This is a genomic window from Stenotrophomonas sp. STM01 (assembly GCF_014852135.1).
GTDB classification, from domain to species: Bacteria; Pseudomonadota; Gammaproteobacteria; order Xanthomonadales; family Xanthomonadaceae; genus Stenotrophomonas; species Stenotrophomonas capsici.
The window spans coordinates 26,251-48,728 of record NZ_JACVBA010000002.1 but is presented as its reverse complement, the minus strand read 5'-3'; the positions used below and the strand labels follow the sequence as shown (position 1 = coordinate 48,728).

Sequence of the window (22,478 nt, the reverse complement as noted above, 5' to 3'; positions counted from 1 at the left end):
GGTTGCACCGCATGTTCGAGTCACTGACCCAGCGCCTTTCCGGCACCATCGAGCGCCTGCGTGGGCGCGGCCGCCTGACCGAGGAGAACATCCGCGAGGCCACCCGTGAAGTCCGCATCGCGCTGCTGGAGGCCGACGTGGCCCTGCCGGTGGTGCAGGCCCTGGTCGAGAAGATCAAGGTGCGCGCGGTCGGCCAGGAAGTGCTCAAGTCGCTGACCCCCGGCCAGGCGCTGATCAAGGTCGTGCGCGACGAGCTGACCGCGGTGATGGGCTCCCAGGCCACCGACCTGAACCTCAATGTCCCCGCGCCGGCCATCATCCTGATGGCGGGCCTGCAGGGCGCCGGCAAGACCACCACGGTCGGCAAGCTGGCCAAGCACCTGAAGGAAAAGCGCAAGAAGAAGGTGATGGTGGTCTCGGCCGACGTCTACCGCCCGGCCGCGATCGAGCAGCTCAAGACGCTGGCCCAGCAGGTGGATGTGTTGTTCTTCCCGTCGGCCCCGGACCAGAAGCCGGTGGACATCGTGCGCGCTGCCATCGATGACGCGCGCAAGTCGTTCGTCGACGTGCTGCTGGTCGATACCGCCGGCCGCCTGGCCATCGATGAAGCGATGATGGCCGAGATCAAGGCCCTGCACGCGGCGATCAACCCGGTCGAGACCCTGTTCGTGGTCGACTCGATGACCGGCCAGGACGCGGCCAACACCGCCAAGGCCTTCGGCGAGGCACTGCCACTGACCGGCGTGGTGCTGACCAAGACCGACGGCGACGCCCGTGGCGGTGCCGCGCTGAGCGTGCGCTACATCACCGGCAAGCCGATCAAGTTCACCGGTACCGGTGAAAAGGTCGATGGCCTGGACGTGTTCCACCCCGAGCGCGTGGCCAGCCGCATCCTGGACATGGGCGACGTGCTGTCGCTGGTGGAGCAGGTCGAGCAGCAGGTCGACAAGGACAAGGCGCAGAAGCTGGCCGAGAAGGTCGCCAAGGGCAAGAAGTTCGACCTGAACGACATGCGCGACCAGCTCGAGCAGATGCAGAACATGGGCGGCATCGGCGGCCTGATGGACAAGCTGCCGGGCCTGGGCCAGATCCCGGACCACCTCAAGCAGCAGGTCACGCAGAGCAAGGAAGTGCCGCGCATGATCGCCATCATCAACTCGATGACCAAGAAGGAGCGCCGCAACCCGGGCCTGCTCAATGGTTCGCGTCGTGCCCGCATCGCGCGCGGCTCCGGCACCCAGCCGGCCGACGTCAACAAGCTGATGAAGCAGTACATGCAGATGGAAAAGATGATGGGCAAGCTCGCCGGCGGCGGCATGAAGGGCATGCTGCGCAACATGAAGGGCATGCTCGGCGCGATGGGCGGTGGCAAGGGCGGCTTGCCTTTCCGCTGAAATGTGAAGCCGGCGCTGGAGGCGCCGGAATGCTCCCGATACAAGGCTTGCGGCGCGTGGGAAGCCACGATGTTTCGCCGTCATCCGAACGATCAGGAGTACATGCATGAAGAAGGGAATCGGGCTGCTTGCAATGGCCTTGGGCCTGGCGGCGTGCGGCGATGACCGCTCGCCGTCCCCGCGCACGGGACGTGCCGTCGACGGAAGTGCCATGGATTTCGTGGCTGGCCCTGGCGAGGGCGTGGACAGGCGCATGTCGCTCACGCTCGAGGTCGCGCCGGCGATGGCCGCGCGCGGGCTGACGGTCACCCTGGGCAAGAGCCGCGGGATGGGGGCCAGGGACGCGTCCATCTACGTGATCGCGTCCCACTCGTTCGCTGGCACGTTGGTGGCCAGGGCGCTGGATGCCGAGGGCAGCGAGATCGGCCGGGCCTTGGTCGAGGTGGCAATGGCTGCCGATGACGCTCAATATGTGGACTTCACCTTCAGCGAAGAGATGGACAGCCAGCGGGTGCGGAGCTACGCCCTTTCGGTGCGCTGATCCGGGTGGCCCGCTGGCGTCGTGATCGCCATGCACAACCCTGCAATCGCCGCGCGTGTTGCCGGCTTCTGCCAACGCTTCGGCGTTGATGTCCCCATCCTGCTGGCGCCGATGGCCGGCGCCTGCCCGGTGCCGTTGTCGGTGGCGCTGGCCAACGCCGGCAGCATGGGGGCGATGGGCGCGGTGCTGTCCACGCCGGGGCAGGTCGGGGAATGGATGGCGGCCTTCCGCGCGCAGTCCGCGGGGCCGGCGCAGGTCAATGTCTGGATTCCCGATCCAGCGCCTGCCCGCGACGTGGCCGGTGAGGCCGCGACCCGGGCGTTCCTCGCGCAGTGGGGGCCGGAGGTGCCGGCCAGTGCCGGTGATGCAGGCCCGGCGGATTTCGATGCGCAGTTCGAGGCCCTGGTCCAGGCGCGACCGGCGGTGGCATCCAGCATCATGGGGGTGTTCTCGCCGGCACAGGTGCAGCGCCTGAAGGACGCCGGCATTGCCTGGCTGGCCGGTGCCACCACGCTGGCCGAAGCCCTGCAGGCGCAGGCCGCCGGAGCCGATGCGGTGATCGCACAGGGTGCCGAGGCCGGTGGCCATCGCGGCGCATTCGAGGCTGACCAGGCCGAGCAACAGCTGGTCGGGTTGTTCGCGCTGCTGCCACGTCTGGCCGACCGGCTGGAGGTGCCGGTGATCGCCGCCGGAGGCATTGCCGATGGACGTGGCGTAGCCGCAGCATTGGTGCTCGGTGCCAGTGCGGTGATGGTCGGCACGGCCTTCCTTGCAGCGGATGAATCCGATGTCCCCGATGCCTGGAAGCAGGCCCTGCAGGACGCCGAGCCGGAAGGCACGCGCACTACCCGTGCCTTCAGCGGCCGGCTGGGGCGCGCATTGGATACCGCGTATGTGCGCGCCGCGGCCGCTCCCGATGCACCTGCGCCGCGTCCTTACCCGGTGCAGCGGGGGCTGACTGCCGCCATGCGCCGGCAGGCCGGTGCCGATGGCCGGATCGACGCGATGCAGGCCTGGGCCGGGCAGTCGGCGTGGATGGCGCGACGCGAACCGGCGGCACGTATCCTGCAGTCGATGTGGGCACAGGCGCAGGTGCTGCTGTGATGCGATTGTTCTGCAATGGCCGGCCGGTGGACGTGGACGTGCTCGCCCCGGCGCTGGTCAACTATGGCCACTTCACCTCGTTGCAGGTACGCGGTGGAGCGGTGCAGGGCTGGGCGCTGCATGTGCAGCGGTTGCGGCAGGGCACGCGTGAACTGTTCGATGCCGACCTGGACGCGGCCAGCCTGCAGCGCTGGCTCAAGCGCGCCCTGGAGGCCTGCGAGGTGGGCGATGCATCGGTGCGGATCACCGTGTTCTCGCGTGCCTTCGACTTCCGGCAGCCGCAGCAGGCCGTGCCCATCGATGTCCTGATCGGGATCGGCGTGCCGGCGACGATGCCGGTGGCCGGACGCGCGGTGCTGCCGGTGTCCTACCAGCGCGAGCTGGCGCATGTGAAGCATGTGGGGACCTTCCCGTTGTTCCATTACCGGCGGCAGGCGATGGCGGCCGGGTATGACGACGCCTTGTTCGTCGATGCGGCGGGCTGCATCAGCGAGGGCAGCACCTGGAACGTGGCGTTCTGGGATGGCGGCCGGGTGATCTGGCCGCAGGCAACGGCGCTGCGCGGGGTCAGCGAGCTGCTGCTGATGGATGGGCTGGCGGCGTTGGGCCAGGGGCAGGTGCGGCGCGAGGTGCACCTGCCGATGCTGGCGGGGATGAGCGGCGCGGTGGCCTGCAATTCCACCGGCCTGTGGCCGCTGGCGCGGATCGGGGAGCAGGTGTTCGAGCAGTCGGACCTGTTGCTGGAGCTGCTGCAGCGGGCGCTGGGCGAGGCGCCGTGGGCGGTGCTTTAGGGCGGTTGGGGGGTGAAGGCTTGAACATCTGTTCAGCTTCGGCGGAGGCCCAAGACTTGGAATGCCCCGGACCCGTCGCTATAATCGCCGGCTTACCGCGCCATCCTGGCGACTGGGCAACATAGGAAAACACCACCATGGTCAAGATTCGACTGACCCGCGGCGGCGCCAAGAAGCGTCCGTTCTACCACATCATCGTGACCGACGTCCGTAGCGCCCGTGACGGCCGCAACATCGAGCGCGTCGGCTACTACAACCCGGTCGCCCAGGGCGCCGAGCAGCGCGTTGTCCTGGACATCGCCGCCGTCGACAAGTGGGTTGCCAACGGCGCCCAGCTGACCGACAAGGTTCGCAACCTGTACAAGGAAGCGACCAAGGCCCAGGCCGTCGCGGCCTGATCCTGGCGGGCCGCGCGAAAGCGCGGCCCGACTGCTTCATATGAATAAAGATTCCGAGCGCCGGATCCTGCTGGGCAGGGTTGCCGGCGCTTTTGGTGTGCGCGGCGAGCTGAAGCTCGAGTCCTGGACCGAGCCCCGTTCCGCCATCTTCAAGTACCAGCCGTGGATCCTGCGCTCCCCCTCGGGGCAGGAGTCGGAGCTGACCGGCGTGCGTGGCCGCGAGTCGGGCAAGGCCCTGATCGCCACCTTCCCGGGCGTGGACGACCGCAACGTGGTCGAGGCCATGCGCGGCACCGAGATCTACATCCTGCGCAGCGCGCTGCCACCGCCCAAGCCGGACGAGTACTACTGGGTCGACCTGGAAGGCCTGGACGTGCAGACCGTGGAGGGCGTGAAGCTGGGCCAGGTCTCGCACCTGTTCAACACCGGCTCCAATGACGTGCTGGTGGTGCGCGGCGACCGCGAGCGCATGGTGCCGTTCGTGATGGACGACTTCATCAAGTCGGTGGACTTCGAGGCCAACCTGGTCGTGGTCGACTGGGATCCGGAGTTCTAGCCCGCGTGCGCGTCGACGTCATCAGCCTGTTCCCCGAATTCCTGGCGCAATCCGCCGCGCTGGGCGTGGTCGGCCGTGCGCAGGAGCGCGGGTTGCTGGAGCTGCATGGCTGGAACCCGCGTGACTACGCCGAGGGCAACTACCGGCGGGTCGATGACCGACCGTTCGGGGGCGGCCCGGGCATGGTGATGCTGATCGAGCCGCTGCGTGCCGCGCTGGCGGCCGCCCGCGCGGCCGACCCGCAACCGGCGCCGCTGATCTACCTGAGCCCGCAGGGCCGCCCGCTGACCCAGGCCAAGGTCCGGGAGCTGGCGGCGCTGCCGCGTATGATCCTGTTGTGCGGACGCTATGAGGGCGTGGACGAGCGCTTCCTCGCGGCGGAGGTGGACGAGGAGATCTCGATCGGGGATTACGTGCTGTCTGGCGGTGAGCTGGGTGCGGCGGTGATCATCGATGCGGTCACCCGCCTGCAGGACGGTGCCCTGAATGACGCCGAGTCGGCGGTGCAGGACAGCTTCGAGGGCGACGGCCTGCTCGACTGCCCGCATTACAGCCACCCGTCCAGCCACGCGCTGGGTGACGTGCCGGACGTGCTGCGCTCGGGCAACCACGCCGCCATCGCGCGCTGGCGCCGGCAGCAGTCGCTGTTGCGCACCGCGCTGCGCCGGCCGGACCTGCTCGACGAGGCCGGCCTGGACAAGACCGACCGCAAGCTGCTGGCCGAGGCCCGAGAGGCGCAGGCCGCTGGCCTGCCGCCAACCACTGGCGCCGAGGGTAATCAGTAGGTTAGAATTGCGAGTTCCCACCAGCCATTCAGGCTGGCATGGGGCGCCAGAACAACAAACGTGCAGCGCAATTCGGCGACTGCATAAGCCCACGTTGTCGGATACCGACACGCCCACCCCGAATAATCGGTGTAATCCAATGAGCAAGCTGAACAAGTCCATCGTCGCGGAGTTTGAATCCGCCCAGATCACCCGCGAACTGCCGAAGTTCAGCCAGGGCGACATCGTCGTGGTGAACGTGAAGGTGAAGGAAGGCAACCGTGAGCGCGTGCAGGCTTACGAAGGCGTCGTGATCGGCACCAAGAACGCCGGCCTGAACTCCTCGTTCACCGTGCGCAAGATCTCGCACGGCTACGGCGTCGAGCGCGTGTTCCAGACCCACAGCGCCCTGATCGACTCGGTTGAAGTGAAGCGCCGCGGCAAGGTTCGCGCCGGTAAGCTGTACTACCTGCGTGGCCTGGAAGGCAAGGCTGCTCGCATCAAGGAAGATCTGGCTGCTGCCCAGCAGGCCAAGGCTGCCCGCCTGGCTGCCAAGGCTGCCGCCGCCGAGTAATACCCGCACGCAGGTCCGCCTGCATGCAGCAAACGGCCACCTTCGGGTGGCCGTTTGCGTTTGTGCGGTGTGGATGTGTTGCGTTGCCCTCATCCGCCCCTGCGGGGCACCTTCTCCCGTAAACGGGAGAAGGGAGGTCTGCGCGAGGTTTCGGGGTCACCGGCCAACGGCCGGATCGCGGCAACCCCATCCCTTCTCCCGCGCGCGGGAGAAGGTGCCCCGCAGGGGCGGATGAGGGTCTCTATTGCATGGCCGTGCCGCCGTTGTTACCGGCCGGCAGCGGTTCTCGGCCACCACCAGAACCACAGCGGTGTACCGGTTCCGCCGGGGATGGTGATGGAATAGTCGCCGCGGCCTTGCAGCACATCCAGCAGTCCATCACGGATTGCCGCCATGCCTTCAGTGCCAAACGCAAGAACGGCCAGGTCCTGTTCCATGGCAAGTCCCCAGGTGTGTGGATCATTGGAAAAAGTCAGCCGCAGTTTCTCTGGGGTACGCCAAGCCACCCCGGCCCTGTTGTTGGGTACACCAAGGTGCGCCGCTGTCGGGGGAGTGATCTGCAGGGTTCGCGTTGCAGGCGCGGAGTCGTGGGTCAGTGCGTCGAGCAAGGCGATCATCGAGTGACCGCCTTCCGCGTCTGCCGTCAGATGCCAACCTGGATAGTTGCGCCCGTTCCCGGCGTAGTACCAGAGAACAAGCGCGCCGGCCTGCTTCCATGCATGTGCACGCTGCATTGATGGCTCCTTGGCGATGACCCGGCCGAGACCGGGAATAGCCTCCAGCTTGCCATCGGCTGATGCCCGCCGCACGTTGAACGCTACGACAGGCAGGCTGCCCTGGGCTCAGCGGAAATGCGCCTCGATCTGCTCCAGCGTCTTGCCCTTGGTTTCCGGCAGCCAGAACGTGGCGACCAGGAAGAACACGAACGTGCAGCCGGCCCAGAACAGGAACATGCTGGCGTAGCCGTGCTGGCCGACGGTGGGCAGGAAGATCGCGGCGATGCTGGTGGAGACGAACTGGTTGATCAGCAGGGCGATGCTCATGCCGTTGGAGCGGATGCGGTTGGGCATCAGCTCGGACAGCGCCAACCAGACGCAGACGCCGGGACCGACCGCGAAGAAGGCGACGAACACCAGGATGCAGGTGGCGACCATCCAGCCATGCTGCGCCGATGGCACCGGGCCGATCCAGGCCTGGTCGATGTGCAGCGGGGCGTCGGCCGCGGCGGCCGGGTCCGGGAAGGGATTGAGGTGCAGGCGGCGGAAGAAGCTGCCGATCACGCTGTCCGCGCGCACGGTGGCGTCGCGCTGGATGCCCAGCAGGTGGTCGCTGGGGTTGTCACTGCGCAGCGAGCGCACGTCGCTGAAGCCGCCGTAGGCATAGGAAACCGTCAACTGCATCGGTTGGTCGCCGCGCATGTGGGTGCCGGCCAGTTGCCGCCATTGCGAGGGATCCAGTTCCAGCTGCAGGCCGTCGGCGAGAATCATCTGCTGGATGCGCGGTTGCACGTCCAGCCGCCCCTGCTCGGCCTTGAAGAACAGCATCGCCGCGCCCAGCAGGGCCACGCAGATGCCGCCGCTGCCAAGCATCAGCAGGAACTTGCGGCCCTTGCGGTCGACCAGCAGCAGCGCGACCACGGTCATCACCGCGTTGAGCAGCTTGATCGCCACGTCGGCTCCGTTGGCCGCCGCGCCGGGCAGGCCGGCCTGGTTGAGGATGTTGACTGCGTAGGCCAACACCGAGTTGATGCCGGTGGCCTGGGTACAAGCCAGCACCACGCAGGCGAGCAGGAACGGCACCATGTAGCGCTTGCTGAGCAGGCGGTCGCGCTGGCCGTCGGCACGCGCGGCCACCGGTGCCTGGATGTCGGCCAGGGTGCGCTCGACCTGGCTGGCCGGCAGCGTGCGCTGCAGGCTGCGGCGGGCGGCGTCGAGGCGGCCGCGCCGTACCAGCCAGCGCGGCGATTCGGACAGCCACAGCACGCCGGCGCAGAACACCACGCCCGGCAGCAGACAGCTCCAGAAGATGGTGCGCCAGGCGTGGTCCTTCACCGCGAACAGTTCCTGCGCCTGCTGCGCCAGCGGCAGGTGGCTGACCGCACGCGTGGCATCGTCCACCGCGTGCGCCTGGTACAGGCCGATCAAGGCGGCCAGCACCAGGCCGATGGTCAGCAGCAGCTGGAACATCGCCGCGCCACGGCCGCGCCGTTCCGGTGCCAGCACTTCGGCCAGGTACAGCGGGATCACCACGCCGATCAGGCCGCCGCTGATGCCCTGCAACAGGCGGCCGAGCAGCAGCGGTGTGTAGCCCGAGGCCAGCGCCATGATCGGGATGCTGGCGGTGAACAGCACGCCGGCCAGCAGCATCGCGCCGCGGCGGCCGATCAGGTCGGCCACCAGCCCGGCGAACAGCGAGGACAGCACGCTGCCCAGCAGTACCGCGGCGACCACGAAGCCCAATTGCTGGCTGCTCAACTGCCAGGCGTGGCTGGCGGTGGCCTCCAGGTAGGGCAGGGCGCCGGCGATGATGCCGATGTCGATGCCGTACAACAGCCCACCCAGCCCGGCGATGAAGAGCAGGTAGCGCACCGGCCAGCGCGGGGCGGCCTCGGTGGCGGGTACGGCGAAGGCGGTATCGGTCATCGGGAGCGCTCCGGGAGCGGTGGCAGGTGCGCGGCTGCGCGTTGGATGCCGGTGCGCGTTGCACGCACCGGAACAGAGGGTCAGTGCAGGGCCGGACGTGGGTCGATCGGTTGGCCGTTGACCCAGACCTGCTGCAGCTGCAGGTCCGGGCCCAGTACGACCATGTCCGCGCGCAGGCCCGGGGCGATGCGACCGCGGTCGTCCAGGCCGAGGTAGTCGGCGGGGAAGGTGGACACACGCTGCGAGGCATCGGCCAGCTCCAGGCCGACGTCGACCAGGTTGCGCAGCGCCTGGTCCATGGTCAGCGCGCTGCCTGCCAGCGAACCGCTGGCCAGGCGCACGCAGCCCATGCACTTGTGCACGCGCTGCTCACCCAGCGCGTACTCGCCGTCGGGCATGCCGGTGGCGGCGGTGGCATCGGTGACCGCGTACAGGCGCGGGATGGCGCGCGTGGCCATACGGATCACGCCGCGATGCACGTGCTCCAGGTCAGGGATGAGCTCGGCGTACTCGGCGTGGGCCAGGGCGGCCGCGGCGATGCCGGGGGTGCGGTGGTCCACGCCGGTCATGCCGTTGAACAGGTGGGTGAAGCCGACCGCGCCGGCCTGCAGCGCGGCCACCGCGTCCTCGTAGGTGCCGGCGCTGTGGCCGACCTGCACGCGGATGCCCATTGCCGCCAGCGCGGGAATGAGCGCGGTGTGCTGGCCGATCTCCGGCGCGAGGGTCAGTACCTTGATGGGCGCCAGCGCGTGCAGGTGCTGCACCGATTCCAGCGTGGCCTCGAGGGTGCGCGGCGGCTGCGCGCCGAGCCGTTGCGGGCTGATGAACGGGCCTTCCAGGTGCACGCCGATGATCTGTGCGGCATCGGCATCCGGTGTGGCGATGACCTGCGCCAAACCGCGCAAGGCGTTCTCGATTTCCTCGAACGCGGCGGTCATGGTGGTGCCGAGCAGGGTGGTGGTGCCGTGGCGTGCATGGGTGCGGGCGATGGTGCGGGCGACGTCGCCGCCCTGCATCAGGTCCACGCCGGCACCGCCGTGCACGTGCAGGTCGATGAAGCCGGGCAGGAGGATCGGCAGGGCGTCGGCATCACCGGCATGGTCCTCCACCTGCAGCGTGCGGATCCGCTGGTCGAAGTGCACGCTGCCGCGGCGCCAGCCCAGCGGGGTGAGCACGCGGCCGTGCAGGGAGCGGGTGTCGGTCATGAAGAGGGCTCGGCGATGATCACTTCGATCCCCTGCTGCAGCAGGCCGTCGCGGGTGGCGTCGTCGATGCCGGGGTCGGTGATGATGGCGTGGACCTGGTCGAGGCGGACGATGCGGTGCAGGCTGACGCGCCCGAACTTGGAGGCGTCGGTGAGCACCACGATGCGCCGCGCGCGTTCGACCATGCGGTGGTTGAGGCGGGCTTCGCCCTCGTCGTGGGTGGTCAGGCCGAACTGCAGGTCCAGGCCATCCACGCCGAGGAACAGGGTGTCGAAGCTGTAGGTGGTGAGGCTGGATTCGGCCTGGCTGCCCTGCAGCGACAGCGACTGCTTGCGCAGCACGCCGCCGGTCAGCAGGACGTTGATGCCGGGTGCGTTGGCCAGCTCCCAGGCGATGTTCAGCCCATTGGTCATCACCGTGACCTCGCGCTGGTCGTGCAGGTGGCGGGCCAGGGTCATGGTGGTGGAGCCGGAGTCGATGATGATGTTGTCACCGGGCTGCACCAGCTGCGCGGCGCGCGCACCGATGGACTCCTTCAGCGACAGGTTCAGCACGTCCTTCTCGTGGATGTCCTGCTCCTGCGGCGGCACCCGCACCAGCGTGGCGCCGCCGTGGGTGCGCGTGGCCAGTCCCTGCGACTCGATCTGCCCCAGGTCGGTGCGGATGGTGACCGCCGAGACGCCAAATTGCTCCACCAGGTCCGATACCTGCACCGAACCCTGCTCGATCAGGAGCTGCAGGATCTGCTGGCGTCGCGGGCGGGTGTTGCGCATGTCGGGTCTCGTTCTGGTGGGAAGGAAAGGGGGAGATTACCCTTTCGCAAGAACGGAAGTTTGCGTGCTTTCGTTTTCCCGGCGCGTGCCGGCCTGGTTGTCGCTGCAGGCGCGCGCGTACTCGGCCAGGCACAGGCCGACGTGGAACTGCACCAGCTCGGCCGGCGTGTTGGACAGCGCACCGGCGCGCACGGCGCGGAACTGCTCGGGCAGGTACTGGCTGAGCAGCACCAGCGGCGGTGCGTGGGCTTCCAGGTTGGCGAACAGGGTGGCCACGGCCTGCACCAGCGCCGGCTCGCCCCAGTAGTAGCGGCAGCGGTCGCTGAAGGCGAACGCGCGCAGCAGGCGCAGCGTGGCCTCGTCGCCGTGGTAGTGCGCCTGCCAGTACTTCGGCTGCGCCAGCATCACCTGCTCCAGCACCTGCGGCAGCTGCGAGCATTGCCCGGCGGGCAACAGCTGCGCTTCGATCGCGGCCAGCGCGAACAGGGCCTCGCGGTAGGCGAAGGTCGCGGCCGGGCCGACCTTGAGGATGGCGAAGTGGTCGCGCACCAAGGCATGCAGGCCGGATTCGCGCTGGTAATCGGTGGAGTGCGCCTCGAACACGATGCGCGGCTGCTGCTCAAGGAAGTCGGCCAGCGCGGCGGCCTCGGCCGGGTCGTAGTCGTGCACGCTGCTGTGGTCGAAGTCCACGCCCGGCTGCACCACCATGGCGATCACGCGCTGCCAGGCATCGCGCAGCGGCGGCGTGTCGAAGGCCTGCTGGTGGATGGCCAGGGTCTGCGCGGCGGCGGCCGGCGTGGTGACGGCCAGCCCGCCTTCCAGCGAGGCTTCGCCGCCGGGGACCGGCACCTCGGTGCCGATCACGTAGACCGGCAAGGGCAGCCCGTTTTCAACGGCGGTACGTTCGGCGATGACGGCCAGCTCGGCCGAGCGTGCGGCGACGGTGGCGTCGGGCAGCGGCGTGGGGTCGTCGGCACAGGACATGCTGCAGTCCAGGTGGATCTTGTGGAAGCCGGCGGCGACATAGGCTTCGATCAGCACGCGGGCGTTGGCCATCGCGTCGGCGGCCGGCTGCTTCTGCCAGGCGTTGGGGCCGAGGTGGTCGCCTCCGAGCACCAGGCGCTCGCGCGGGAAGCCTTCGGCGTCGGCCAGCTGCCACACGTAGTCGCGGTACTGCGGCGGGGTCATGCCGGTGTAGCCGCCGAACTGGTCCACCTGGTTGGAGGTGGCCTCGATCAGCAGCAGCGTGTCGTGCGCCAATGCCACGTGCATGGCCGCGCGCAGCACCTGCTCGTTGCTGCAGCAGACGCTGTACAGGCCCACGTTGTGGCCTTGGCGGTGGGAGAGGAGCAGGGACTGCAGCGGTGACATGGACGGACTCCCGGGGGATCAGGAAAAGACGGGTTGGCTGACGAGCAGGGCGGCACCACGGGCACCGCCGGCATCGCCGAAGCGCGGTGGCACGATCGGTGGCACCTCCACGCCGTCGAACAGGTGCGCGGCGATGGCGGCCGGCAGTTGCTCATACAGCGGCGCGTACTGCGAAAGGCCGCCGCCGAGCACGATCACGTGCGGGTCCAGCGCCAGCACCAGCGCGGCGAAGCTGTGGCCGAGCAGGTCGCGGTGGATGTCCAGTGCCTGGCGCGCACGCGCATCGCCGGCGTCGGCCAGGGTGATCACGTCGCTGGCGTTGCGGGCGACGCCGCCGAGGTGACGCTCGATCATCGCCACGCCGCTGCCGGAGACATAGCGCTCGACGCAGCCGCGCAGGCCACAGCCGCACTCCAGCAGTGGCAGTTGATGGCGTTGCAGCAGGCCGGCCGGGACACTCCAGTGCCCCCATTCGCCCGCCAGCCCGTTGAAGCCGCTGACCAGCCGCCCCTGCACGCAGTAGCCGCCGCCGGCGCCGGTACCCAGGATGGCGCCGAACATGCTGGCGTAGCCATCGGCGGCGCCGCCATGCGCTTCGGACAGGGCGAAGCACTGCAGGTCGTTGCCGAAGTGCAGCGGGCGCTGCAGCAGGTCGCGCAGGTCCTGGGCCACGGCCTGGCCGGTGAGGGCCGGCACGTTGGCGCTGAGCTGGCGGCCACTGCGACGGTCACGCACGCCGGGCAGCGCGATGCCGATGGCGACGGCCGGATTGCCGCGCGCCTGGTCGGCATCGTGGACCAGGTGCTTCACCGCCTGCAGGAAGGCCGGATAGTCCCCCTGCGGGGTCGCAACGCGTTTGCGCCACGTCACCTGCAGGGTGGCGTCGCAGGCCACCAATTCGATCTTGGTGCCGCCGATGTCGATGCCGTAGCAGGTGCGGGTGGCGTCAATCATGGTGGATGGTCACGCCCTTGACGACGCGGTTGACCGTGCCATCGGGGAAGGGATTGTCCGGGGTCAGGCCGAGCGCGGCCGAGCGCTGCAGCGCGTACAGCTGCGCGAACGGCAGCCACACCGGCGCCAACCAACTGTCCGGCAGGGCCGGTACCGGCAGCGTGTAGTCGTCGCCGGCGTCCAGCTGCGGGCCGATCGACAGCACCTTGCCGGCCACGCCATCGGCGCGCAGCTCTTCCAGCAGGTCCTGTTCGTAGCGACGCGCCAGCGGCTGCACGCTGCGGAACACGACCACCAGCGTCTCGCCGTTGAGGGTGGACTTGGGGCCATGGCGGAAACCCAGCGGCGTGTTGGCCAGGGCAAGCACGCGTCCGGCGGTGAGCTCGAGCACCTTCAACGCGGCTTCGCGGGCCAGTGCTTCGTGCGGGCCGCTGCCCAGGTAGATCACGCGGGAGAACGGTTGTTGCGCGAGCGTGGCGACGGCTGCATCCCAGTCGGCGATGCCCTGGCGCGCGAGCGCGGCCACCTGCGCCAAACGCTGGATGCGCGCGTTCCACGGCGCACGGTCGAAGCTGGCCAATGCCGCCAGCAGCATGCAGCTCAGGCTGCTGGTCATGGCGAAGGCGCGGTCGCAGGACGCCGGTGGCATCAGCAGCGTGCAGGTATCGGCACGGCCGGCGCCGCGGCGGGCCAGTTCGCCGTCGGCATTGCAGGTGATGTCCAGGAAGCGCGCGTCGTCCACGTCGGCGCGCACGCGCTCCACCGCGGCCACGCTTTCCGGGCTGGAGCCGCTGCGGCCGAACGACACCAGCAGGGTCGGGCGGTCACGCTGCAGGTACAGCGCCGGATGGGTGAGCAGGCTGGTGGTATGCACGGCGCGGATTTCGGCCGGCCACTGCGCGTTGAGGGTGTCGGCCACCATCTCGGCGATGAAGCCGGAACTGCCGGCACCGGTGAACAGCACGCGTTGCCGCGGGTCGTCCAGGCGTTCGCCGAGGAAGGCCTGCAGGCGCGGCGCATGTTCGGACAGATCGTGGGCCAGCGCCTCCCACAGCAAGGGCTGTTGGGCGATTTCGGCGGCGGTATCGGCACCGCCCAGGCGCTGCCAGTTGGACAGATCGGAAAGCAGGGTGAGGTCCATTCTTGGTTCCTGTTGTGCAGGCGAACCATCTTCGTTTTCTTTCGAAATGTCAAATATCGAAAGCAAATGAAAAGAAGATGTCGGCGGTCATGTACCCGTCGCGATCGGCGTCACGAACGAAAGGTTTCCACGAAAACCCTTTCGCCCCGGGTGAATGCGCGAATCCGGGGGCAACAGAAAGTGGTGCTTTGCACCATCTTTCGATTGCAAGAAATTCCACTTACTTTTTGCTTTCATTTTGTTGACATCTTTCGATTTGCTGCCCTAGAGTCGGCCACAACCGCATTTCGAAACGTCCGATGAACGGGCCTGGGGACACGATGCACAACCGCTTCCGTCAATCGCCGCTGCTGGTGGCCCTGCTTTCGGCGCTGTTGTTGCCGGCGCTTCCGGCGCGAGCCGAGCCGGTGGGCAACCTGCGCTCGGTGAGTGCTTCGGACGCGCGCGATGGCGTGCGCGGCTGGGAACTGCTCACCGACAACGGCAGCAAGCTGCGCATCGAAGTGCTGGCCAATGACATCGTGCACGTGCAGGCCGGGCGCAACGGCAAGCTGACCGACGCCGGCAACAAGGCCGCGCCGATCGTACTGCCGCAGCCGGTGCAGCCGGTGCAGGCACAGCTGGAGGAGGACGCCAGCGAGATCCGCGTACGCACGCCGGCCCTGGTGCTGCACGTGCAGCGCCAGCCCCTGCAACTGCGCCTGGAACGGCTGGACGGCGCGCGTGGCGTGCCGATGTGGCAGGAGCTGCAGCCACTGGACCTGGATGCGGCGCAGAGCGTGCAGGTGCTGTCCTCGCAGGCCGATGAGGCGTTCTATGGTGGTGGCCAGCAGAACGGCCGTTTCCAGTTCAAGGGCCGCGAGCTGGAGGTGTCCTATTCCGGTGGCTGGGAAGAGGGTGACCGCCCCAGCCCGGCGCCGATGCTGCTCAGCTCGCGGGGCTGGGGCATGCTGCGCAATACGTGGAGCGATGGCAGCTACGACCTGCGCCAGCCCGACCAGTCCACGCTGCTGCACCGCGAGGACCGCTTCGACGCGTACTACTTCGTGGGTGCCGACCTGCAGCGCCTGCTCGAACGCTACACCCAGCTGACCGGCCGCCCGAACATGGTCGCGCGCTGGGCGCTGTCCTACGGCGATGCCGATTGCTACAACGACGGCGACAACATCAAGAAGCCCGGCAGCGTGCCCGAAGGCTGGAGCGATGGCCCCACCGGCACCACGCCCGACGTGGTCCAGAGCGTCGCCGCCAAGTACCGCGAGAACGACATGCCCGGCGGCTGGATCCTGCCCAACGACGGCTACGGCTGCGGCTACAAGCAGCTGCCGGAAACCGTGCAGGGGCTGGCCAGGTACGGCTTCAAGACCGGCCTGTGGACCGAGAACGGCGTGGACAAGATTGCCTGGGAAGTCGGCAAGGCCGGCAGCCGGGTGCAGAAGCTGGACGTGGCCTGGACCGGGCAGGGCTACCAGTTCGCGATGGACGCCAACCAGCAGGCCTTCAACGGCATCCTCAATAATTCCGACTCGCGCCCGTTTCTGTGGACGGTGATGGGTTGGGCCGGCATCCAGCGTTATGCGGTGGCATGGACCGGTGACCAGAGCAGCAGCTGGGATTACATCCGCTGGCACGTGCCGACCCTGGTGGGCTCGGGCCTGTCGGGCATGGCCTACGCCAGCGGCGACGTCGATGCGATCTTCGGCGGCAGCGCCGAGACCTTCACCCGCGACCTGCAGTGGAAGACCTTCACTCCCGTGCTGATGGGCATGTCCGGTTGGTCGTCCAATGCGCGCAAGCACCCCTGGGCCTTCGACGAGCCGTATCGCTCGATCAACCGCGACTACCTCAAGCTGAAAATGCGCCTGACCCCGTACATGTACGGGCTGGTGCACGACGCTGCACAAAGCGGTGCGCCGCCGGTGCGCGGGCTGATGTGGGACTACCCGCAGGACCCGCACGCGCAGGATGAAACCTACAAGTACCAGTTCCTGCTCGGCCGCGACCTGCTGGTCGCGCCGGTCTACCGCAGCCAGGCGGCGAGCCGTGGCTGGCGCCGCGACATCCATCTGCCGGCCGGCGGCTGGTACGACTATTGGGATGGCCGCCATCTGCAGGCAGGTGCCGCAGGCAAACAGTTGGACCGTGCGGTCGAGCTGGCGACGCTACCGGTATTCGTGCGCGCCGGTGCGATCCTGCCGATGTACCCGGAGATGCTGTTCGACGGCGAAAAGCCATTGGATGAGGTGACCTTCGATCTGTATCCGCAGGGCGCATCCAGCTACACCCTGTACGAAGACGATGGCAGCACCCGCCGTTACCAGAAGGGCGAGTCGAGCACGCAGCAGATCCGCGTGCAGGCGCCGGCGCAGGGCAGTGGCCCGGTGCAGGTGGAGATCGCGCCGGTGCAGGGCGAGTATCAAGGCCAGTTGGCGCAGCGCCGTTATGGCCTGCGCGTATTGAACCGCAGCGCACCGACCGCCGTGCAGCTGGATGGCCGCGCGCTGCCCCAGCTGGCCGACGCGGCCGCGCTGCAGGCCGCCAGCGAGGGCTGGTACTTCGATGGCAAGGAGCGCAAGGGCACGCTGCATGTGCGTACCGCCAGCCAGGACATCCGCACCTCGCTGAAACTGCAGCTGGATTTCCCGGTCGCCGCCGCGCTGGCCGACGACGCTTTCCCGAACGCGCCCGAACTGGGCCGCGCGCTGCCGTCCGACAGCCTGCTGGTGGTCAACCGCCCGGCCGAAGAGCCCGGCCATCCGCTGGAAAATGCCTTCGACGACGATCCGGCAACCTGGTTCCGCAGCGTGCGCAACCAGGCCATCCGCACCGGCGCCCACGAATGGGTGGTGGGCTTTGGCGAGCGCAAGCTGATCGACGGCATCGAGCTGGCACCGCGCAATGACCAGCACTGGAAGCATGGCCAGGTGCGTGATTACGAAATCTACATGGCCGACAGCAACGGCGAGTGGGGCAAGCCGATCGCCAGCGGTCATCTGCAGCTGAAGCAGGAACTGCAGCGTATCGACTTCCCGGCCCATGCCGGCCGCCTGCTGCGCTTCCGCGTGCTCAGCGTGCAGAACCCGGAGGGAGATGGCGCAAGCGGTGCCGATCCGATGGTGAGCGCAGCGCAGGGCAGCAGTGCACGTGCGGTGGATGCACTGCAGCCGCGCGACGTCGGCCCGATCGCGCTGTCCACCTTCCATATCCTCGAGCAACAGGCGGCCGAGCGGCCGGCCCGGCAGCAGTACCTCTCCCAGCTGCCGCTGCCGGCCGCACTGGCCGCGTCGGCCCATGCCGACCGCGCGTTCAGCGCCGACGTGCCGATGCGCATGAACGGCCTGCAGTTCCGCCGCGGCCTGGGCGTGTCGGCCAGCAGCCGCATCGATATCGCGTTGAAGGGCAACTGGAAGCTGCTGCGCGCCGACCTGGGCATCGACGACCAGTGCCGCAAGGCCGGTGGCATGCAGTTCCAGGTGTGGGGCGAGGACCGCCTGCTGTACGACAGCGGCCTGGTCAAGGCACCCGGCGTGGTCAAGCCGGAACTGGATGTGCGCGGGCTTTCCCGCCTGAGCCTGCGCACGCTGGGTGCGCAGGGGGATGACCCGGCCCGGGTGTGTGGCAACTGGGCCAACGCCGTGCTGATCGGCGAGGAGGGCGACACCGCCGACTACGTCGCCCCCTGACCACCACCACCACGTAACACCGCTGCTCCCCCGTACCACGCCGACCACGGCCGCAAGGCCGTGGCCCGGGATCGCTTTGCCCGCCAACTGCTGTTCTTGCGTGACCTTTCTAGGAGAGAACCCGATGTTGCCAGCCCGCCGCAATCCCCATCGCTGTACATTCGCCCCATTGTCGCTGGCCATCGCCAGCACCCTGTTCGCCATCGCCGCACCTGCCTTCGCGCAGGACACCGACGGCAAGGACAAGGACAAGGCCACCGAACTGGCCCGCATCGAGGTCACCGGTTCCAACATCCGCCGCACCGACGTGGAAACCGCCTCGCCGGTGCAGGTCATCAGCAAGCAGGACATCCAGAACATGGGTGCGCGCACGCTGCTGCAGGTGCTGGACAACCTGCCGGCCGCGCGGCCGGGCCAGGTGGATTCCAAGTCGTTGTTCACCGGTTCCGATGGTGCCTCGCAGGCCAACCTGCGCGGTCTCGGCGCACAGGGCACGCTGGTGCTGTTGAATGGCCGCCGCCTGTCGTACTACGGCGCACCGGCAGGCTTCCAGACCCAGTTCGTCAACATTGATGCCATTCCTGCCGCCGTGATCGAGCGCATGGAAGTGCTGACCGACGGTGCCTCGGCGGTGTACGGCACCGACGCGGTGGCCGGCGTCATCAACGTCATCACCAAGAGCAGTTACCAGGGACTGGAGGTCAGCGGTACCTGGGACACCGCCTCGCGCTTCGATTCGTTCGGCGAAACCCAGGCCAGCATCACCGGTGGCTTCGGTGACCTGTCCGAAGATCGCTACAACGTCTATGCCAGCGTCAACATGTACAAGCGCGACGGCATCCCGGACAGCGAGTGGTACCTCAAGAACCCGGCGCAGTTCTACGTCAACAACCCGGACTACATCAAGAACCTGCGGCTGGACACCGGCAGCGCGCCCGGCGTGTTCAACCCCGGCTACTACTACGCCATCGACCCTGTCACCGGGGCGCGGATGGACGAGGCCGCGCCGGGCTGCAACAACGTGCTGCAGGTAGCCAGCGGCACGCGCTGCATCTGGCAGACCTGGATGAACCGCCAGATCAACGGCGGCGCCGATTCCAAGCGCGTGACCGCCTACGTCAACGGCCACTTCCAGCTCAACGATGCCACCGAGGCGTTCGCCGAGGTCACCTACACCGACATCGACCTGCATGCCAACGGCGGCACGCCGCGCGCCTATGGCACCACCACCGGCAACCCGCAGAGCTGGTTCTCGCGCAACACCGGCAACACGGTCAACCAGTTCCTGACCCCGTGGCTCGGCCCGAACAACGAATACAACCACGCCAGCCCCGAGATGAAGGCACTGATGGGCGGCGTGGTCGGCCTGGGCTACCTGCTGCAGGACGTGGGCGGCGGCCATTTCGGCCAGCGCAACACCGACGAGAGCTACCGCGCGGTGGCCGGCCTGCGCGGCAGCGCCGGCGACTGGAACTGGGAAACCGCGTTCGCCACCGCCGGCTCGCATTCGGTGACCTACCAGACCACCAACGTCAACCTGAAGGGGTTCGAGAAGGCATTCGGCCCGTACACCGTCGATCCGGGTACCGGCCGCGTCATCATTTCCGATCACCCGGCCTACAAGTTCGGCGAGATCAGTGAAGCCAACGCGGCGCTGATCCGCGAAGCCTTCCCGACCTTTGACATCGAGTCGTGGACCCGCCTGCACACCCTGGACGGCAAGATCGAAGGCCCGCTGTTCAAGATGCCGGCCGGCGAGGTGCGCGCGGCGTTCGGCTTCAACGCCACCCGTGAGACCTTCTACACCCCGGGCAATCCGGATGCCGCCAACGGCCTGATCACCCAGCAGGGCGGTTCGTGGTTCGACGGCAAGCGCAACACCTACGCGCTGTTCGCCGAAGCCGTTGCGCCGCTCACCGAGAAGCTGGAGATGGACCTGGCGTTGCGCCTGGACAAGTACCCGGGCTTCAGCGCCAACGCCGCGCCGAAGATCGGCCTGAAGTACCAGGCATTGCCGCAGCTGATGCTGCGCGGTACCTATTCCGAAGGCTTCCGCGCCCCCAGCCTGGCCGAGGCCGGCAGCGGCGGCGTGTATGCGCAGATCGGTGGCTACCGCGATGAGATCCGCTGCAACGAGACCAATGCCATCGCCGGCCTGCTGCGGCAGTCCAGCCGCGTCGTCGACCAGGACCTGGGCAACAGCCTGTGGAACAGCGACTGCAGCCGCAACGTGGCACGCATGACCCAGCCCAACCAGGACCTGAAGCCGGAGAAGGCCAAGATCGCGACCCTGGGCGTCGTGTTTGAACCCACCGACTGGTTGTCGGTGTCGGCCGACTACTGGTTCGTGTACCGCCGCGACGAGATCGTCGCACCGGACTACAGCAAGGAAGAGGACATCGACTCGATGACCCGCTTCCCGATCACCGAGACCGACCTGTCCAACCTGGCCGCGCTGGCCAACATGTGCAACGACCCGGCCAGCGGCGTGAGCTGTCCGTCCACCTTGCCCGGCTACAGCACCGGCAACGTGGCCAGCGTGATCGGCCAGTACAGCAACCGCGGCCGCACCCTGATCGACGGCTTCGACGTGGACCTGCGCAGCCGCTTCGACCTGGGGGAATGGGGCCGCCTGAACATCGGTGTCGCCGCGACCATCGCCAACCGCAACATGTACAACTCCGACAACGGCGACGGCTGGTACTACGGCAACGTGGTCGGCTACTACAACAACCCGAAGGTGCGCGCCACCTTCAACACCAACTGGACCTACGGCAAGTGGGACACCGGCTTCTACGTCAACTATGTCGGTGGCACCAAGTGGGCGTATGACCGCATCGACGCGCAGGACAACAACGCCCAGACCTGCACCGGCAGCTACCTGGACCTGGCGCCCGGCCATTGCGGCGGCGCACCGGCCTGGTGGACGGCCAACCTGAGCGTGAACTGGCGTCCGATCGAGAAGCTGAGCGTGGGCGTGACCGTGAAGAACCTGTTCAACCGCCTGCCGTTCTACGACCCGAACGACTGGATGAACTTCGCCGGCTACGCCAACAACTTCGGTCGCATCTACAGCGTGACGGCGACCTACAAGTTCTGAGCCTGCCACGCCCCGGCACCCTCCCTCGCATGCGTTGCATGCGCGGGAGGGTGATGGCACCGTCAGTGCGGGGCCGATACGCCTGCCGGCAACGGCACGATTTCACGAAAGAGGACATGCAATGAAACGCAGGGAATTCATCCTGGCCAGCGCGGCCCTGGCCGCCACCACCCTGTTGCCGCAGATGCCGGCCTGGGCGCGCAACCGCAAGGTGCGGCTGGGCATGATCGGAACCGGCATGCGCGGCCAGGTGCTGCTCAAGGAGCTGGTGCGGCGTGAGGACGTGGAAATGGTGGCGCTGTGCGACATCGAGCCGATCATGCTGGGCCGGGCGATGGACATGGTCGCCAAGGCCGGCAAACCGGCGCCCACCGCCTACGGCCAGGACGGCGACGTCAATGCCTGGAAGCGGCTGCTGGAGCAGCGCGGCCTGGATGGCGTGATCATCGCCACGCCGTGGGAGTGGCATGCGCCGATGGCCATCGCAGCGATGCAGGCCAAGGTGGCGGTGGGTTGCGAAGTGGTCGCCGGCATCACCCTGCAGGACCACTGGGACGTGCTGCGGACCCAACTGGACACCGGCACGCCGTACATGCTGCTGGAGAACGTGTGCTACCGCCGCGACGTGATGGCCGCGCTGCAGATGGTCCGCGCCGGCCTGTTCGGCGAACTGGTGCACCTGCAGGGTGGCTACCAGCATGACCTGCGCGGGGTGAAGTTCAACGACGGCAATCCAGAGCACCCCTATGGCAGCGGCGTGGAGTTTGGTGCCAAGGGCTGGTCCGAGGCGCGCTGGCGCACCGAGCATTCGGTCACGCGCAACGGCGAGTTGTATCCCAGCCACGGCATTGGCCCGTGCGCGATGTACACCGGCATCAACCGTGGCAATCGCTTCACCCACATCAATGCCTTCGCCAGCAAGGCGCGCGGCCTGCACGAGTACACCGTGGCCAAGAGCGGCGGTACCACGCATCCCAGCACGCAGGTGCAGTTCAAGCTGGGCGACATCGTCACCACCACGCTGGCCTGCGCCAACGGCGAGACCATCCTGCTGCAGCACGACACCTCGCTGCCGCGCCCGTACTCGCTCGGGTTCCGCGTGCAGGGCACCAAGGGCCTGTGGATGGACCTCAACCACGGCATTCATATCGAAGGGCGCAGTCCGCCGCACCAGTGGGAGGAGTTCCAGGTCTACCAGGACCAGTACGAGCACCCGCTGTGGAAGAAGCACGCCGAGACCGCCGCCGGGGCAGGGCACGGTGGCATGGACTGGTTCGTGATCCATGCCTTCGTCGAGTCGTTGAAGGCCCAGGCGCCGATGCCGATCGACATTTTCGACGCGGTGACCTGGAGCGCGATCACGCCATTGTCCGAGCAGTCCATCGCCAATGGCTTCCAGACGCTGGAATTCCCGGACTTCACCAACGGCCTGTGGCAGCAGCGCAAGCCGATCTTCGCGTTTGACGCCAGTTACTGAAGGCCGTACA

General features: G+C 67.9%; 18 protein-coding genes. 11 read left to right on the top strand and 7 right to left on the bottom strand.

Annotated elements, in window-relative coordinates; translation table 11 throughout:
- Window positions 1-11 precede the first annotated feature (11 nt).
- From ffh to rplS, 8 genes are all read left to right on the top strand, one after another.
- Entirely contained in the window at window positions 12-1,394 is a 1,383-nt protein-coding gene (gene ffh / locus IB227_RS10290; protein ID WP_192287362.1) for a signal recognition particle protein, read from the top strand.
- Window positions 1,395-1,500: 106 nt separating this feature from the next.
- Window positions 1,501-1,935 (top strand): hypothetical protein, encoded by a 435-nt coding sequence (locus IB227_RS10285; RefSeq protein WP_192287361.1) that lies wholly within the window; start codon window positions 1,501-1,503, stop codon window positions 1,933-1,935.
- Window positions 1,936-1,965: 30 nt separating this feature from the next.
- Window positions 1,966-3,039: a nitronate monooxygenase gene (locus tag IB227_RS10280; protein WP_192287360.1), complete on the top strand. Its 1,074-nt coding sequence runs from the start codon at window positions 1,966-1,968 to the stop codon at window positions 3,037-3,039.
- Window positions 3,039-3,830, top strand: a complete 792-nt coding sequence (locus IB227_RS10275; RefSeq protein WP_192287359.1) for an aminotransferase class IV family protein — start codon at window positions 3,039-3,041, stop codon at window positions 3,828-3,830. Before IB227_RS10280 ends, IB227_RS10275 begins: the two co-directional genes overlap by 1 nt.
- A gap of 137 nt (window positions 3,831-3,967) precedes the next feature.
- On the top strand, window positions 3,968-4,228 hold the full coding sequence (rpsP, locus tag IB227_RS10270; protein WP_132865220.1) for a 30S ribosomal protein S16: 261 nt from the start codon (window positions 3,968-3,970) through the stop codon (window positions 4,226-4,228).
- 40 nt (window positions 4,229-4,268) lie between these two features.
- The gene (gene rimM, locus IB227_RS10265; RefSeq protein ID WP_132865219.1) at window positions 4,269-4,784 is read left to right on the top strand and encodes a ribosome maturation factor RimM; all 516 of its coding nucleotides are present in this window, start codon (window positions 4,269-4,271) and stop codon (window positions 4,782-4,784) included.
- A gap of 5 nt (window positions 4,785-4,789) precedes the next feature.
- A complete protein-coding gene (trmD, locus tag IB227_RS10260; RefSeq protein WP_192287358.1) occupies window positions 4,790-5,569 on the top strand; it encodes a tRNA (guanosine(37)-N1)-methyltransferase TrmD in 780 nt (259 codons plus the stop codon).
- Window positions 5,570-5,708: 139 nt separating this feature from the next.
- Window positions 5,709-6,122, top strand: coding sequence for a 50S ribosomal protein L19 (gene rplS / locus IB227_RS10255; protein WP_132865217.1), 414 nt, complete (start codon window positions 5,709-5,711; stop codon window positions 6,120-6,122).
- A gap of 266 nt (window positions 6,123-6,388) precedes the next feature.
- On the opposite strand, the gene IB227_RS10250 is transcribed toward rplS, so the two are convergent.
- The 7 genes from IB227_RS10250 to IB227_RS10220 form a co-directional block, all read right to left on the bottom strand.
- Complete coding sequence (locus IB227_RS10250) at window positions 6,389-6,856, bottom strand: hypothetical protein (protein WP_192287357.1); 468 nt, start codon at window positions 6,854-6,856, stop codon at window positions 6,389-6,391.
- 108 nt (window positions 6,857-6,964) lie between these two features.
- On the bottom strand, window positions 6,965-8,764 hold the full coding sequence (locus IB227_RS10245; RefSeq protein ID WP_192287356.1) for an MFS transporter: 1,800 nt from the start codon (window positions 8,762-8,764) through the stop codon (window positions 6,965-6,967).
- Between the two features lie 80 nt (window positions 8,765-8,844).
- A complete protein-coding gene (gene nagA / locus IB227_RS10240) occupies window positions 8,845-9,969 on the bottom strand; it encodes an N-acetylglucosamine-6-phosphate deacetylase (RefSeq protein ID WP_192287355.1) in 1,125 nt (374 codons plus the stop codon).
- Window positions 9,966-10,742: a DeoR family transcriptional regulator gene (locus IB227_RS10235; protein WP_192287354.1), complete on the bottom strand. Its 777-nt coding sequence runs from the start codon at window positions 10,740-10,742 to the stop codon at window positions 9,966-9,968. Before IB227_RS10235 ends, nagA begins: the two co-directional genes overlap by 4 nt.
- A 36-nt stretch (window positions 10,743-10,778) precedes the next feature.
- Window positions 10,779-12,113 (bottom strand): D-tagatose-bisphosphate aldolase, class II, non-catalytic subunit, encoded by a 1,335-nt coding sequence (locus tag IB227_RS10230; RefSeq protein WP_192287353.1) that lies wholly within the window; start codon window positions 12,111-12,113, stop codon window positions 10,779-10,781.
- A gap of 18 nt (window positions 12,114-12,131) precedes the next feature.
- Window positions 12,132-13,067 (bottom strand): ROK family protein, encoded by a 936-nt coding sequence (locus tag IB227_RS10225; RefSeq protein WP_192287352.1) that lies wholly within the window; start codon window positions 13,065-13,067, stop codon window positions 12,132-12,134.
- Window positions 13,060-14,208: an SIS domain-containing protein gene (locus IB227_RS10220; protein ID WP_192287351.1), complete on the bottom strand. Its 1,149-nt coding sequence runs from the start codon at window positions 14,206-14,208 to the stop codon at window positions 13,060-13,062. The genes IB227_RS10225 and IB227_RS10220 overlap by 8 nt, the downstream gene beginning before the upstream one ends.
- 320 nt (window positions 14,209-14,528) lie before the next feature.
- Between IB227_RS10220 and IB227_RS10215 the strand changes: the two genes are divergently transcribed.
- The 3 genes from IB227_RS10215 (at window position 14,529) to IB227_RS10205 (ending at window position 22,468) form a co-directional block, all read left to right on the top strand.
- Window positions 14,529-17,891 (top strand): TIM-barrel domain-containing protein, encoded by a 3,363-nt coding sequence (locus tag IB227_RS10215; RefSeq protein ID WP_192287907.1) that lies wholly within the window; start codon window positions 14,529-14,531, stop codon window positions 17,889-17,891.
- Window positions 17,892-18,015: 124 nt separating this feature from the next.
- Window positions 18,016-20,991 carry a TonB-dependent receptor gene (locus IB227_RS10210; RefSeq protein WP_192287350.1) on the top strand — a complete coding sequence of 992 codons (2,976 nt, stop codon included), beginning with the start codon at window positions 18,016-18,018 and terminating at the stop codon, window positions 20,989-20,991.
- A gap of 121 nt (window positions 20,992-21,112) precedes the next feature.
- The gene (locus IB227_RS10205; protein WP_192287349.1) at window positions 21,113-22,468 is read left to right on the top strand and encodes a Gfo/Idh/MocA family oxidoreductase; all 1,356 of its coding nucleotides are present in this window, start codon (window positions 21,113-21,115) and stop codon (window positions 22,466-22,468) included.
- Window positions 22,469-22,478: the final 10 nt, after the last annotated feature.

Coding starts and splice junctions, on each gene's coding strand:
- IB227_RS10210 (WP_192287350.1), top strand. CDS start 18,016: ATGTTGCCAGCCCGCCGCAATCCCCATCGCTGTACATTCGCCCCATTG.
- IB227_RS10220 (WP_192287351.1), bottom strand. CDS start 14,208: ATGGACCTCACCCTGCTTTCCGATCTGTCCAACTGGCAGCGCCTGGGC.
- rpsP (WP_132865220.1), top strand. CDS start 3,968: ATGGTCAAGATTCGACTGACCCGCGGCGGCGCCAAGAAGCGTCCGTTC.
- IB227_RS10235 (WP_192287354.1), bottom strand. CDS start 10,742: ATGCGCAACACCCGCCCGCGACGCCAGCAGATCCTGCAGCTCCTGATC.
- IB227_RS10205 (WP_192287349.1), top strand. CDS start 21,113: ATGAAACGCAGGGAATTCATCCTGGCCAGCGCGGCCCTGGCCGCCACC.
- rimM (WP_132865219.1), top strand. CDS start 4,269: ATGAATAAAGATTCCGAGCGCCGGATCCTGCTGGGCAGGGTTGCCGGC.
- rplS (WP_132865217.1), top strand. CDS start 5,709: ATGAGCAAGCTGAACAAGTCCATCGTCGCGGAGTTTGAATCCGCCCAG.
- nagA (WP_192287355.1), bottom strand. CDS start 9,969: ATGACCGACACCCGCTCCCTGCACGGCCGCGTGCTCACCCCGCTGGGC.
- IB227_RS10285 (WP_192287361.1), top strand. CDS start 1,501: ATGAAGAAGGGAATCGGGCTGCTTGCAATGGCCTTGGGCCTGGCGGCG.
- IB227_RS10215 (WP_192287907.1), top strand. CDS start 14,529: ATGCACAACCGCTTCCGTCAATCGCCGCTGCTGGTGGCCCTGCTTTCG.
- IB227_RS10275 (WP_192287359.1), top strand. CDS start 3,039: ATGCGATTGTTCTGCAATGGCCGGCCGGTGGACGTGGACGTGCTCGCC.
- IB227_RS10245 (WP_192287356.1), bottom strand. CDS start 8,764: ATGACCGATACCGCCTTCGCCGTACCCGCCACCGAGGCCGCCCCGCGC.
- IB227_RS10230 (WP_192287353.1), bottom strand. CDS start 12,113: ATGTCACCGCTGCAGTCCCTGCTCCTCTCCCACCGCCAAGGCCACAAC.
- IB227_RS10225 (WP_192287352.1), bottom strand. CDS start 13,067: ATGATTGACGCCACCCGCACCTGCTACGGCATCGACATCGGCGGCACC.
- IB227_RS10250 (WP_192287357.1), bottom strand. CDS start 6,856: ATGCAGCGTGCACATGCATGGAAGCAGGCCGGCGCGCTTGTTCTCTGG.
- ffh (WP_192287362.1), top strand. CDS start 12: ATGTTCGAGTCACTGACCCAGCGCCTTTCCGGCACCATCGAGCGCCTG.
- IB227_RS10280 (WP_192287360.1), top strand. CDS start 1,966: ATGCACAACCCTGCAATCGCCGCGCGTGTTGCCGGCTTCTGCCAACGC.